The organism is Bacillus sp. CGMCC 1.16607 (assembly GCF_042683745.1).
Lineage (GTDB): Bacteria > Bacillota > Bacilli > Bacillales > Cytobacillaceae > Pseudoneobacillus.
On sequence record NZ_JBHUJX010000008.1, the window covers coordinates 501,553 to 515,372 of the forward strand.

A 13,820-nucleotide genomic window follows, 5' to 3' on the forward strand; every position below is an offset into this window, starting at 1 on the left:
CCTTAATTTTAGGATTCCTCATTTTTTTTATAAATAAAATAACTAATCATACAATCTCCCATCATATTTGGTAAAATATAGACAAGATAAAAGGGATATTATTCTCCTTTGGAAATGGAATGAGTGATAGGATGAAGATTGGAATTATCGGTGGTGGATCAATCGGTTTATTGTTCGCGTTTTATTTAAGTGAGGAATATGAAGTTACTATATATACAAACACATTCGAACAAGCAGATGCCATAAAAAAAAATGGGATCCTTTTAAAACATAAAAATAATGAGCAAACAAGATTCGTAAATTCAAATTGGATTAAACAATGGTCAGGACAGGAAGATTTAACGATAATAGCTGTGAAACAATATCATCTTGAAGATTTAATTTCGAAGCTTAAAGAGCAGCAAATAAAGAAAACTAATTATATCTTCCTGCAAAATGGGATGGGGCATTTAAAGTTTTTGAAAGAGTTAAACGCAGATGTGATATTTGTAAGTTCAGTAGATCACGGTGCCTATAGAGAGAGTTTCCATTCTGTCCTACATAATGGAATAGGACAAGCAAAGCTTGCTCAATACAAAGGGGAATTCGACTTGCCACAAGCTTTTTTTTCGATTCCTAATTTTTCGATTGTGATGGAAAAGGATTATTTCGAAATGTTGCTAAAAAAACTGGTAGCCAACTCTGTAATTAACTCCTTAACAGCCGTTTTGAGGGTAACAAACGGTGAAATTATAAACAATCCGCATTATTTTTGTAATGTTCAAAATTTATTCAATGAGATAGAGGAGATTTTACAATTAAAGCAAGGTGAAATCTATTTCAACGAAGTGATAAATATTTGCCATAAAACATCAAGTAATCGGTCATCCATGCTAAAGGATTTAGAATCCAAGCGACCGACGGAGGTAGATGCTATTCTTGGGTATATTCTAGAGGAGGCGGAGGTCAAAAACGTAAAAGCTCCTATCTGTCAAACTTTGTACCATATTATAAAAGGAAGTGAGAAATAGGAGGGTCATATATGTCAAATGTTATTTCTTCATTTATTGCTTTTTTTATAACTATTCCAATCCTTATGTACATTATAATCTTTATTATTAGCAAGCAATTTACGAAAAATCATCGTAAATCTGTTCATCTTGCATTGGATTACAGTACAATTTTTTTTATTATGTCTGTTCATTTTTTAGTGAAAACGATATGGGATCACTCTTATTTGTCTTTCATTTTTATTTTTATGCTTTCTTGTGCTATCATATTTGCAATTATGAATTGGAAAATCAAAGGAGAAATTATATTCACTCGAATATTCAAAGGATTTTGGCGTTTTAGCTTTCTTATTTTTTTCCTCGCATACATAGGTTTAACCATTTATGGGGTAATCGTGAGAGTTGGTACACATTTATAAAGAATGGAAAGCAAAGTTTTTTTATCTTTTTCAAGACAATGTTATACTAACCTCATATGAATATGTTTTCAAAGGAAAGGACGTACTTAAATGGAGATGATAAATCTCTCAATACCTGCTACAAATCGTTTTGCCTCAGGGTATTTACAACAAAATCCCGAAATTATGGATTTTTTTGATTACCGTTATGGTGATATTGATCAAGACAAAGAACGATTAAAAGAATTGCAAAATCGGATATTCCCCAGAGAGGTATTAGCAGATCATATTAAAACGTTTATGAAACGCTATCCTACTTCATTAAAGGTGCAGGAATCACTTGAAAAACTTAAGAACCCCAAGAGTACAGTTGTAATCGGTGGACAGCAGGCTGGCATTCTAACAGGGCCTCTCTATAGTATACATAAAGTGATTTCTATTATTAAACTGGCAGAAAAGAAAGAAAAAGAATTAAATATACCTGTCGTCCCTGTTTTTTGGATTGCAGGTGAGGATCATGACTATCACGAAGTGAATCATGTCTATGTTCCATCTGAACAAAAACTACTAAAAAAAGTATATCCCGAAAAAATGCATCAAAAGAAAATGGTTTCTGATATTTCATTGGATCATAAAATTTGTGAGCAATGGGCTTTTGAAGTAATGGAAAATTTAGGGGAAACAGAGAAGACACAAGAAATGAAAGCCTTTCTCCAAAAGGCAATTGAAGAATCCAATCATTTTGTCGATTTTTTCGCATATATCATTATGGAATTATTTAAGGACAAAGGGCTACTCCTTGTCGATTCAGGAAATAAAGATCTAAGGAATATTGAAAAAGAGTTCTTTATTAAGCAAATTGAGAATCATGGAGCTATTTCAAATGCATTAGATCAACAACAACAGATTATTAAAGGCCATGGATACCCTTTAACAATTGATGCTTCATTACATTCCGCTAATCTTTTTTATTATGAAAAAAACTATAGTGAGAGATTGCTGCTTGAATTTTCGAAAGAGAAAAATTCTTTTATAAGTAAGAATAAAGCTGTATCTTTTTCAGAGGCAGAATTATTGAATTTAGCCAATGAATATCCTGAACGATTAAGTAATAATGTGGTGACAAGGCCGTTAATGCAAGAATTACTATTCCCGACAATTGCTTTTATTGCTGGTCCTGGGGAAATTGCTTATTGGGCGGAGCTGAAAAAGGTTTTTGAAATATTTGCAATTAAAATGCCTCCAATTGTTCCACGTTTAAATTTTACATTTTTAGAAAGAGCTGTAGAAAGGGATATCGAGGACTTAGGATTATCGGTAGAGGAAGTATTACGAAATGGTACATCATCTGCAGTGTCTAAATTCTTTTCTTCCGTAAAAGATTCAGAGCTTGAAGAGCAATTTCTTCGAATCAAAGAACAAGTTTCTGGACAATATCAAATTATTGAGAAAAAACTCACCAATTTGGATCAAGGATTATTGCCGTTATTAAGTAAGAACGAAGCAAAATTATTGGAACAAATCGATTTCATGAAATCCAAAATTGAACAGTCGATACAGCAAAAGCATGAAAATACGTTTCAAAAATTTAATCGGATTGAAAATTTCCTTCGCCCAAATGGTGGCCCGCAAGAAAGAACGTGGAATGTATTTTATTTTTTAAACAAATATGGTTTTTCAATTATTCATGAAATGATGAATGTGCCACTCGTATTCGATGGTTATCATAAGGTTATTAAAATTTAATTCAGAAGGAACTCGGTCTTAGGTGATCGGGTTCCTTTTTGCATTATTTAGAAAAAATATTGTTTTCTTGAAGGAATTTTAATATGAGGGGAGAATAGTTAAAAAAGGGGTGGAGGAAAGTGGGGGATTGTGGTACATTTTAGTTAGAAAGTGGGTGTAGTGGGTATGTTCATGGGTGAACACCATCATAACATTGATAGTAAAGGGCGCCTTATTGTGCCTGCTAAATTTCGTGATAACCTTGGGGACGTATTCGTTTTAACTCGAGGATTAGATCAATGTTTATTTGGTTACCCACTGATTGAGTGGAAGGAAATAGAAGAAAAGCTGAAAGCCTTACCGCTTACAAAAAAAGATGCCCGAGCATTCACTCGATTTTTCTTTTCTGGTGCAACAGAAAGTGAAATTGATAAACAAGGAAGAACCAATATACCTACACCACTTCTTCAATATGCAAAATTAGAAAAAGAATGTGTTATTTTAGGGGTTTCCAATCGAATTGAAATATGGAGTAAGCAAATTTGGGAAGACTATTTTAATGAGTCAGAAGAATCTTTTGCTGAAATTGCGGAAAATATGATTGGATTTGATATATAATAGACAAATATTTTCGCGGGAAAGTTGTTCGATTGGAAAGGAAGATGTAAATGTTTGAACATACAACAGTACTATTAAAAGAAACGGTAGATGGATTAAATATTAAGCCAGACGGTATTTATGTCGATTGTACATTAGGTGGAGCGGGTCATAGTGAACTCATACTTTCGCAACTATCTAATAAAGGAAAGCTATTTGCTTTTGATCAAGACCAAACGGCGATTAATCATGCGAAGGAAAAGCTGGCAAAATATGAAGGACAAGTCACTTTTATTAAGAGTAATTTCCTGAACATTAAGGAAGAGCTCGAAATATTAGGTATTGATAAAGTAGATGGTGTTTTATATGATCTTGGGGTTTCTTCCCCACAACTAGACACACCTGAAAGAGGATTTAGTTATCATCATGATGCACCACTTGATATGAGAATGGATTATGATGCAGATATTTCCGCCTATCATGTTGTGAATGAATGGGCATATGAAGACTTGGTCAGAATCTTTTTTCAATATGGTGAAGAAAAGTTTTCTAAACAAATCGCTCGTAAAATAGAAGCAGCAAGAGCAATTAAACCGATTCAAACAACGGGCGAATTAGTTGATTTAATTAAAGAAGGAATTCCTGCCCCAGCAAGAAGAAAAGGCGGGCATCCAGCGAAACGGGTTTTCCAAGCCATTCGAATTGCTGTAAACGACGAGCTTTCTGTTTTTGAGAAATCGTTGGAACAAGCCATTCAGCTTTTGAATCCTGGTGGAAGAATAAGTGTTATTACCTTTCACTCCTTAGAAGATCGTATTTGTAAAGTGATTTTCAAGAAAGAAAGTGAAGGGCCACAATTACCTCCTGGTATGCCATTTATTCCACAAGGCTATGAGCCAATATTGAAATTAATTACCCGAAAACCAATACTTCCTTCTGAGCAGGAGCTTGAACAAAATAATCGTGCTCGTTCAGCTAAACTTCGAATTGCAGAAAAAAAATAATAGAAATGTACTGGAGGGGAAAAAATGAGCAATTTAGCGAGAAAATTACAACAAGAGAAGCAATATGAACAGCAAATAAAAGGACAAGCTATAAAACCGAAAAAGGAAAAAAATTTTTGGCTAACACCCGGAGAAAAAGTGATTGGATTACTTTTTGGTGCGGTGGTATGTTTTGGAGCTGTCCAAATGATTTCTGCTCAAGCCTCCATTTACGAAATAAACAAGGATATCCAAACTATAAATACATCAATCGGTGAACAGCAAAAGGTAAATAATGATTTGAAAATGCAGGTTAGTGAGTTAAGTACGTATGAGCGTATTTGGGAAAAAGCAAGAAAGCTTGGACTGAACTTAAATGAAAATAACGTTAAGGTTGTGCAAGACTAATGACGAAAAAACAGCCAAATATGAATGTTGGGGCAGCTGGATTATTTATTTTTTTCGGCCTGCTCTTTTTTGTCTTAATTTATCGGTATGTGACAATTCAATTTACGGGTGAAGCTGCTGGACAAGTTTTAGCTGCAAAAGCAGAGCAAAAATACTCTCGAGAACGAGTGATCAATGCGAAGAGAGGTACGATTTACGACCAAAACGGTGAAGTTATTGCTGAAGAAGCGGCTTCCTATACACTTGCGGCTATTTTAGATAAATCGATGACTTCTAATCCTAAGAAGCCAAACCATGTTGCTGATCCAGAAAAAACGGCTAGAGCTTTAGCGAAATATATAAACCTTCCCGAATCAGAAATTTATCGTATATTGAGCAAAAAAGGTTTATTTCAAGTGGAATTTGGTAAAGCAGGGAAAGATATTTCACATCAAACAAAAAAAGAGATAGAAAAATTAGATCTGCCAGGGGTAATTTTTTTACGAGACACAAAGAGGTTCTATCCAAATGGAATATTTGCTTCCCATTTAGTCGGATTTGTCGAGGAAAAGGAAGATAAAAATGGAAAAACAAGTACGGTTGGGACTATGGGAATTGAAGAAAGCCAAAATGATCTGCTAAATGGAAAAGATGGTATGATTCACTATGAGAGTGATCGTTGGGGCTTCTCATTACCAGAGGGGAAAGAAAGCGTTAAGCCAGCAAAGAATGGAAATAATATCTATTTAACAATTGATAAGAAAATTCAAACCTTTTTAGAGGATGCTTTGAATAAAGTAGCTGTCGAATATAAACCAAAAAAAATGATTGCTATCGTTGCTGATCCCAAAACGGGAAATATTCTTGCCATGGGTCAACGTCCCACTTTTCACCCTAAAACAAGGGATGGGATTAGCGAGGGATGGCATAATGAAGCGATCGAAATTTCATTTGAGCCAGGATCTACGATGAAAATATTTACACTTGCAGCTGCAATCGAGGAAAATGTGTTTAACCCTAATGAGGAGTATAAATCGGGTTCCTATAAAATACCAAATGTAAGAGCCATTCATGATCACAACTATGTCGGATGGGGTAATATTACTTTTCTCGAAGGAGTTCTAAGATCATCTAACGTTGCTTTTGCAAAAATAGCTGAAGATAAATTAGGATTCGATATCTTCCGTGAATACTTAACTAAATTTGGATTGGATAAGCCAACAGGTATCGACTTACCAAATGAGACACCTGGGAAAATATTATTTAAATATCCAATTGAAAAAATAACTACCGCCTTTGGACAAGGTTCTGTTATCACTCCGATTCAACAAATTCAAGCAGCAACAGCTGTTGCGAATAATGGAAAGATGATGAAGCCACATGTCATACAAAAAATTGCAGATGCTGATACAGGTGACATTGTTTTGGAGAAAAAGCCTGAAGTTGTAGGGCAACCGATTTCTGCAGAAACTGCAAAGCAAGTAAGGGATATACTTGAAATGGTGGTAACCGCTCCCGAAGGTACTGGTAACCGTTATCAAATTAGTGGTTATTCTGTTGCGGGTAAAACAGGAACAGCGCAAATTCCAGGACCGGATGGGAACTATTTAACTGGAGCCCAAAACTATATCTTTTCTTTTTTAGGAATGGCTCCGAAGGACGATCCTAAATTAATCGTCTATGTAGCTGTTCAACAACCTGAGATTGATAGTTATTTTAATGGTTCGATTCCTGTTTCTATGATATTTAATCCTGTTATGAAAAATAGTTTGCAATACTTGAACATTGAACCATCAAAAGCAAAAAAAGCAGCAACAATAACTCTTCCTGATGTGAAAAATCAATCAGTAGATGAGGCTAAAAAATTATTAAAATCCAAAGGTTTAGAAGTAGTGATAATGGGTAGCGGTACAAAAATTATTGATCAACTCCCTAATGAACATTCAAATGTTTTAGAAGGAGAGAAGGTTATTTTAAAAACGGATGGAAAACTATATATTCCTGATTTAATGGGATGGTCTCTTCGCGATGCAATAAAAGTGGCTAATCTTGGTTCATTAAATTTTAATCCTGTGGGTGATGGTTTTGTGATTAAACAAAATCTGGCGCCTGGTGCTGCTGTGAAAGAAGGGGAATATTTAATTTTAGATTTTGAAACACCAAAAGAGCAATTTGATCGATTGAATCAAGAAAAACAAGCGGAAGAGAATCAATCCACTGAAGAAGTAGAAGTAGAGGTAAAGGATTAATCATTCTTTAGACTTCCATAATAGAAGGGCCGTTCTAATCTTAGAGGTACAAGCATATATTTTGAACGAAATATAGATTTTGAAAGAATGATTTTATCGTTCTTTCTTGTCTATTCTATTCCTTATCCTAAACAATCATTTTGAAAATTAGGACAAGCAGAAGGGAGAACGTTCAATTATATGCGTGTTTCAAATGTTACGGTTAGAAAGAGATTGGCTGTTGCTTTATTTATTGGGATATTAATATTTTTTATTATTGACGTACGTTTAGGTTATGTTCAATTTTACTTAGGAGATATGCTCACTGATCGTGCAAGAGATTCATGGAGTAGAAATATTTTCTTTGAACCTGAACGGGGACAGATAACCGATCGTAATGGAGTGGCTCTAGCAACTAATATGAGTGCTCCAACCGTATATGTTGTACCGAGACAAGTGAAGAAACCGGCAGAAACAGCTGAAAAATTAGCAGCCATTCTTAATGCAACAGTCGAAAGTACGTATAAGCAAATTACAAAAGTAGAATCTAGCGTGAGACTTCGTGAGGGAAGAAAAATCTCGCATGAAAAAGCAAAAGAGATTCGTGCTCTAGGGCTTGAAGGAGTTTACATTGGCGAAGATTCGAAGAGGCATTATCCGTTTGGAAGTTATCTCTCTCATGTGCTAGGATTTGCTGGGATTGATAATCAAGGATTAATGGGTTTAGAGCTATTTTATAATAAAGAGCTAAGTGGAAAAAGAGGTTCAGTCCAGTTTTACGCTGATGCAAAAGGACAAAGAATGAATGATATGGCCGATGATTATGAAGCGCCAGTGGACGGCATGGATTTAAAATTAACGATCGATACGAAAGTGCAAACAATTGTTGAACGGGAATTGGATCAGGCACAAGCAAAATATAATCCTGATGGAATTATTGCGATTGCCATGAATCCAAATACTGGAGAAATTCTTGCCATGTCTAGTCGACCGGATTTTGACCCTGCTAATTTTCGCAACGTTCCATCTGAAGTCTATAACCGGAATCTTCCTGTTTGGAGTACTTATGAACCTGGATCAACATTTAAGATCATTACACTAGCTGCAGCGCTGGAAGAAGGAAAAGTAGACTTAGAGGATGACCATTTCCATGATCCAGGATTTGTGAAGGTCGAGGGAGCTACCTTGCGTTGTTGGAAAAAAGGTGGGCACGGCTCGCAAAGCTTTTTAGAAGTCGTTCAAAACTCTTGTAACCCTGGATTCGTAGAATTAGGACAAAGATTAGGTAAGGATAAGCTATTTCAATATATAAAAGATTTTGGTTTTGGTCAAAAAACGGGAATTGATCTCCAAGGTGAAGGTACTGGTATAATGTTCAAGCTTGATAGGGTTGGACCAGTGGAGCTTGCTACTACTGCTTTTGGTCAAGGGGTATCGGTTACTCCAATCCAACAAGTAGCTGCAGTTGCCGCCGCAGTAAATGGTGGTACACTGTATACACCATATATTGCAAAGGAGCTTGTTAATCCGATTACGAAAGAAGTAATAATGAAAAATACGCCTAAAGCAAAGCGACGTGTTATTTCACCTGAAACATCAAAAGAAATTCGACATGCACTTGAAAGTGTCGTTGCACAAGGTACAGGGGGAAGAGCTTTCATTGATTCTTATCGAGTTGGTGGAAAGACAGGTACAGCACAAAAAGCAGCCAACGGCAGATATTTAGAAAACAATCATATCGTATCTTTTATCGGTTTTGCACCTGCGGATGATCCTCAAATTGTTGTCTATGTCGGGGTCGATAATCCAAAGGGGACAGTACAATTCGGGGGAGTTGTCTCTGCACCAATTGTAGGAGCTATCATGGAGGACAGTCTGCACGCTCTTGAAGTTAAACCAAGAAAGAATCAAATTCCGAAAAAAATGACTTGGGAGGATGTCCCACTCATTGAAGTACCGGATTTAATTGGTTTATCTAAAAGAGAACTGCAAGAGCATCCGATTAATTTGAAAATTGATGCAAGTGGACAAGGAGATATTGTTGTAAAGCAAGCTCCTGAACCAGGCACGAAAATAAAAGAAGGCTCCACCATCCGTTTGTACTTCGATGAAAAAGAAAATTAAATCTTACTTATGGGCGGCCCCTTAAACGCCGCCCATTCATATGAAATAATATCTTTTTGTTCAAATAGCGAATTTATCTAATTTCATGTAAAATAAACACACAGATAAGAGATAATTACATATAATGTTTTGTTTTGTTTTTATAAAGAAGGGATCTGAAAGAGAATGAATTTACATAGTTTAATCGACAAATTACACCTACTTGTCCCTTATAATGGGCCAAATCCTGAAATATCTTCCATTGAAAATGATAATCGAAAAGTCCATAATGGAAGTTTGTTTATTTGCTTGAAGGGCTACACAGTTGATGGTCATGACTTTGCCAGGTCCGCCGTAGAACGTGGAGCAGTAGCTGTATTAGCTGAAAGGGAACTTAACCTAGATGTACCAGTAGTTGTTGTTAAAGATACTTTTAGAGCTATGGCTGTATTAGCTGATGCTTTCTATGGTCAGCCTAGCAGGAAGCTACATCTCATTGGAATTACTGGGACAAACGGGAAAACAACTACAAGTCATATCATTGAAAAAATATTTGCCGATCAAAAAAAGAAAACTGGGTTAATTGGTACGATGTACACAAAAATATTGGATGAGAAATTTGAAAATAAAAACACAACCCCTGAAAGTTTAACATTGCAAAAAACATTTTATGAAATGGTGGAAAAAAATATTGATATGGCGGTAATGGAGGTTTCCTCTCATGCCTTGCATTACGGACGTGTACATGGATGTGATTTTGATATTGCTATATTTACAAATCTAAGTCAGGATCACCTTGATTACCATGAAACGATGGAAAACTATAAACAAGCAAAAGGGCTATTGTTCTCACAATTGGGTAACACTTTTCAGCACGAACATCCCAAATATGCCATTTTGAATGCGGATGATCCTACCATTTCTGATTATCAAAAAATGACTGCTGCTACGATCATTACATATGGGATTGATCAAGAAGCGGATATAAAAGCAGAGAATATTAAAATGACACCAAAGGGAACTTCCTTCGATGTTGTCATACAAAAAGATAGTTATCCGATCACTATACAATTAGCTGGGAAATTTAATATTTACAATGTATTAGCAAGTATTGCTGCAGCACTGGCTTCAAAAATTAGTATTATTGACATTATCTCTTCAATTGAAAAAATATCAGGAGTATCAGGTAGATTTGAACTAGTGGATGCAGGACAAGATTTTTCCGTGATCGTTGATTATGCTCACACCCCTGAAGCTCTTGAAAACGTCTTGAAAACAATTAAACAATTTGCTGAAAAGAATATTTATGTCATCATTGGCTGTGGTGGAGATCGGGACAAAAAGAAACGACCTTTAATGGCGAAAATAGCTTGTGAATATGGATCAAATGCAATTTTTACATCAGATAATCCACGAAGTGAAGATCCTCTTTCCATTATTAAAGATATGGAAGAAGGAGTTCAAGATAAAAATTATATGTCCATCACTGACCGTAAAGAAGCCATACGATATGCTATTAATCAAGCAAAGTCAGGTGATATTGTTCTTATCGCGGGTAAAGGACATGAGACTTACCAAACAATCGGTGATAGAAATTTTGATTTCGATGATCGTTTAGTTGCAAAAGAGGCTATTGAGGAGAGATAAAAAATGTTCTTAGCATATTCCGATTTGGTCAAGTTATATCCTAATACTAAAGGGATTAAAGACGAATTTGAATTTATGACTGTTTCGACGGATTCTACATTTCACCAACAAAAAGGGTTGTTTATCCCATTGTACGAGGACTCGGGTGAACTGAAAGAAGCGATTCAAAATGGAGCGGTTGGAGCTATTTTAGAGGAGCAAATGGAAATACCTAAGTATCTCCCTAATCAGTTTCCTGTCTTTTTAACAAACAATTTAAACGATGCACTGAAACAGATTCTATCTACCTATTTAGAGAAATTAAATGGAGAAAATACCAACATGATGAATATGACTAAATTCCTTTTTGATGAAGAAAGACGTCTGAATGAGTGTCTTTCTTCATATGATAAACCTGTATTAAAATTTATCTCGAAAGCTAGGAGGGGATAAAAATGTTGGAGCAAGTTATAGTTTTCACAATATTGATGGGATTTCTCGTAACAGTATTACTTTCTCCCATTTTTATACCTTTCTTAAGAAGGTTAAAATTCGGGCAAAGTATTCGTGAAGAAGGTCCAAAAAGCCATCAAAAAAAATCTGGAACACCGACAATGGGTGGTTTGATCATTCTACTTTCCATTATCATTACGACAATTGTTATGACAGGGAAATTTGCAGAACCGACTGTAAAAACATATTTACTTCTTTTTGTAACAATAGGCTTTGGTTTGTTGGGCTTTTTAGATGATTTTATTAAAGTTGTAATGAAGCGAAATCTTGGACTAACTTCTAGACAAAAGCTTCTAGGTCAAATTATTATTGCATCCATATTTTATTTTGTATTTAAGCAAAATGAATTTTCAACAGAACTTACCATTCCGCTCATCGATTATTCTATTGAGCTAGGTTGGTTTTATTATCTTTTTGTCGTCTTTTGGCTCGTAGGTTTTTCCAATGCTGTTAATTTAACTGATGGTCTTGATGGCCTATTGTCAGGAACGGCCGCAATTGCATTTGGAGCGTTTGCCGTACTTGCATGGAGCCTTTCGCAGCTTGAAATTGCCATTTTTTCTGTAGCTGTTGTTGGAGCTGTGTTAGGCTTTTTAGTGTTTAATGCACATCCTGCCAAAGTATTTATGGGTGACACGGGTTCTTTAGCATTAGGTGGCGCCATTGCAACGATAGCTATTCTAACAAAAATGGAGATCATTTTACTCATTATCGGTGGTGTTTTTGTTATAGAAACGCTATCAGTCATGTTACAAGTTTTTTCATTTAAAACGACTGGGAAACGGATATTTAAAATGAGTCCACTTCACCATCATTATGAATTGGTTGGTTGGTCTGAATGGCGAGTTGTAGTTACTTTCTGGAGTGTAGGCTTACTTTGTGCAATACTTGGAATCTATATTGAGGTGTGGTTGTAATTGAGACAAATAAAAAAGTATCAACATAAAAAAATATTAGTACTTGGTTTAGCAAAAAGTGGGGTAAGTGCAGCTTCCTTATTACATAAGCTAGGTGCCTTTGTGACGATTAATGATAAAAAACCTTTATCTGAAAATCCTGAGGCTCAAGGGCTGCTTGAGCAAGGAATTACTGTAATATGTGGTGATCACCCTGTGGAGTTATTAGATCAAGGGTTCGAACTTGTCGTAAAAAACCCAGGGATTCCCTATTACAATCCTATGATTGAGAGAGCAGTGGAGTTAGGAATACCAATTATTACAGAAGTAGAGTTAGCTTATGAAATTTCTGATGCACCATTCATTGGTATAACAGGTACAAACGGAAAAACAACCACAACTACACTTATATTTGAAATACTACAACAAGCAAGCCTAAAGCCGCTAATTGCAGGTAATATTGGAACCGTCGCTTCAGAAGTTGCTCAGGTTGCTTCAAAAGATAATCATATTGTTATCGAATTATCATCATTTCAATTAATGGGAATAGAAACTTTTCAACCGAAAATTGCCATTTTGACAAATTTGTATGATGCCCATCTTGATTACCATTGTACTAGACAAGAATATTTTGGGGCAAAGTCATTGATTACAAAAAATCAGACAGAGGATGATTATTTTATTGTAAACAGTGACCAAGAAGTAGTAATGGAAATTGCTAGACTTTCTAAAGCTCAAATTGTTCCTTTTTCAACTAAGAAATATTTAGAAGAAGGCGCAGCTGTTAAGGATGGTTGGATTTATTTTAACGGTGAACCAATTATAGAAAGAGACAAAGTGGTTTTACCTGGCGATCATAATTTAGAAAATATTCTATCTGCAATTGCGGCTGCAAAATTATCTGGGATAAACAATGAAGCTATTCAGAGGGTTTTAACTATGTTTACAGGTGTAAGGCATCGTTTGCAATTTATTGGCGAAAAACAGGGTAGAAAAATTTATAACGATTCGAAGGCTACAAATATTTTGGCAACGAAAAATGCATTAGCCGCATTTATAGAGCCTGTTATTTTATTAGCTGGCGGTTTGGATCGTGGGAATGAATTTGATGAACTTCTACCAGCCTTGAAAAACGTAAAGGCATTGATTACATTTGGGCAGACAGCTGAAAAACTTGAACGTGTAGGTAAGGAAGCAGGAATAAAAACGATTAAGCGTGTCGATAATGTTGAAAAGGCCGTGCCTGTAGCTTATGAACTTTCCGAGGCAAATGATGTTATTTTGTTATCTCCTGCATGTGCGAGTTGGGATCAATATAAAACTTTTGAGGTCAGGGGAGACATGTTTGTAAATGCTGTGCATAAGCTTTAGTAAG

General features: G+C 35.6%; 12 protein-coding genes. All 12 read left to right on the plus strand.

Features of this window, described 5'->3' with window-relative positions; genetic code table 11:
• Positions 1–131 precede the first annotated feature (131 nt).
• Entirely contained in the window at positions 132–1,010 is an 879-nt protein-coding gene (locus ACFSO7_RS05390) for a 2-dehydropantoate 2-reductase (RefSeq protein WP_377875993.1), read from the plus strand.
• Between the two features lie 11 nt (positions 1,011–1,021).
• Complete coding sequence (locus ACFSO7_RS05395) at positions 1,022–1,408, plus strand: DUF3397 domain-containing protein (RefSeq protein ID WP_377875995.1); 387 nt, start codon at positions 1,022–1,024, stop codon at positions 1,406–1,408.
• A gap of 90 nt (positions 1,409–1,498) precedes the next feature.
• Positions 1,499–3,133, plus strand: a complete 1,635-nt coding sequence (gene bshC, locus ACFSO7_RS05400; RefSeq protein WP_377875997.1) for a bacillithiol biosynthesis cysteine-adding enzyme BshC — start codon at positions 1,499–1,501, stop codon at positions 3,131–3,133.
• Positions 3,134–3,298: 165 nt separating this feature from the next.
• Positions 3,299–3,730 (plus strand): division/cell wall cluster transcriptional repressor MraZ, encoded by a 432-nt coding sequence (gene mraZ / locus ACFSO7_RS05405; protein WP_377875999.1) that lies wholly within the window; start codon positions 3,299–3,301, stop codon positions 3,728–3,730.
• A 50-nt stretch (positions 3,731–3,780) separates the two neighbouring features.
• On the plus strand, positions 3,781–4,713 hold the full coding sequence (gene rsmH / locus ACFSO7_RS05410) for a 16S rRNA (cytosine(1402)-N(4))-methyltransferase RsmH (RefSeq protein ID WP_377876001.1): 933 nt from the start codon (positions 3,781–3,783) through the stop codon (positions 4,711–4,713).
• A 24-nt stretch (positions 4,714–4,737) separates the two neighbouring features.
• The gene (gene ftsL, locus ACFSO7_RS05415; RefSeq protein ID WP_377876003.1) at positions 4,738–5,100 is read left to right on the plus strand and encodes a cell division protein FtsL; all 363 of its coding nucleotides are present in this window, start codon (positions 4,738–4,740) and stop codon (positions 5,098–5,100) included.
• Positions 5,100–7,328 carry a penicillin-binding protein gene (locus ACFSO7_RS05420; RefSeq protein WP_377876005.1) on the plus strand — a complete coding sequence of 743 codons (2,229 nt, stop codon included), beginning with the start codon at positions 5,100–5,102 and terminating at the stop codon, positions 7,326–7,328. The genes ftsL and ACFSO7_RS05420 overlap by 1 nt, the downstream gene beginning before the upstream one ends.
• 180 nt (positions 7,329–7,508) lie before the next feature.
• On the plus strand, positions 7,509–9,431 hold the full coding sequence (locus ACFSO7_RS05425; protein ID WP_377876007.1) for a stage V sporulation protein D: 1,923 nt from the start codon (positions 7,509–7,511) through the stop codon (positions 9,429–9,431).
• Positions 9,432–9,596: 165 nt separating this feature from the next.
• Positions 9,597–11,057 carry a UDP-N-acetylmuramoyl-L-alanyl-D-glutamate--2,6-diaminopimelate ligase gene (locus tag ACFSO7_RS05430; RefSeq protein WP_377876009.1) on the plus strand — a complete coding sequence of 487 codons (1,461 nt, stop codon included), beginning with the start codon at positions 9,597–9,599 and terminating at the stop codon, positions 11,055–11,057.
• 3 nt (positions 11,058–11,060) lie between these two features.
• The gene (locus tag ACFSO7_RS05435; RefSeq protein WP_377876010.1) at positions 11,061–11,489 is read left to right on the plus strand and encodes a hypothetical protein; all 429 of its coding nucleotides are present in this window, start codon (positions 11,061–11,063) and stop codon (positions 11,487–11,489) included.
• Positions 11,490–11,491: 2 nt separating this feature from the next.
• Positions 11,492–12,466, plus strand: a complete 975-nt coding sequence (gene mraY, locus ACFSO7_RS05440; protein ID WP_377876012.1) for a phospho-N-acetylmuramoyl-pentapeptide-transferase — start codon at positions 11,492–11,494, stop codon at positions 12,464–12,466.
• Positions 12,467–13,816 (plus strand): UDP-N-acetylmuramoyl-L-alanine--D-glutamate ligase, encoded by a 1,350-nt coding sequence (gene murD / locus ACFSO7_RS05445; protein ID WP_377876014.1) that lies wholly within the window; start codon positions 12,467–12,469, stop codon positions 13,814–13,816.
• The last annotated feature ends 4 nt before the right edge of the window (positions 13,817–13,820 follow it).

What these genes read in the sequence shown, in the direction of transcription:
- ACFSO7_RS05390 (WP_377875993.1), top strand. Translation starts at nt 132, where the DNA reads ATGAAGATTGGAATTATCGGTGGTGGATCAATCGGTTTATTGTTCGCG.
- ACFSO7_RS05395 (WP_377875995.1), top strand. Translation starts at nt 1,022, where the DNA reads ATGTCAAATGTTATTTCTTCATTTATTGCTTTTTTTATAACTATTCCA.
- bshC (WP_377875997.1), top strand. Translation starts at nt 1,499, where the DNA reads ATGGAGATGATAAATCTCTCAATACCTGCTACAAATCGTTTTGCCTCA.
- mraZ (WP_377875999.1), top strand. Translation starts at nt 3,299, where the DNA reads ATGTTCATGGGTGAACACCATCATAACATTGATAGTAAAGGGCGCCTT.
- rsmH (WP_377876001.1), top strand. Translation starts at nt 3,781, where the DNA reads ATGTTTGAACATACAACAGTACTATTAAAAGAAACGGTAGATGGATTA.
- ftsL (WP_377876003.1), top strand. Translation starts at nt 4,738, where the DNA reads ATGAGCAATTTAGCGAGAAAATTACAACAAGAGAAGCAATATGAACAG.
- ACFSO7_RS05420 (WP_377876005.1), top strand. Translation starts at nt 5,100, where the DNA reads ATGACGAAAAAACAGCCAAATATGAATGTTGGGGCAGCTGGATTATTT.
- ACFSO7_RS05425 (WP_377876007.1), top strand. Translation starts at nt 7,509, where the DNA reads ATGCGTGTTTCAAATGTTACGGTTAGAAAGAGATTGGCTGTTGCTTTA.
- ACFSO7_RS05430 (WP_377876009.1), top strand. Translation starts at nt 9,597, where the DNA reads ATGAATTTACATAGTTTAATCGACAAATTACACCTACTTGTCCCTTAT.
- ACFSO7_RS05435 (WP_377876010.1), top strand. Translation starts at nt 11,061, where the DNA reads ATGTTCTTAGCATATTCCGATTTGGTCAAGTTATATCCTAATACTAAA.
- mraY (WP_377876012.1), top strand. Translation starts at nt 11,492, where the DNA reads ATGTTGGAGCAAGTTATAGTTTTCACAATATTGATGGGATTTCTCGTA.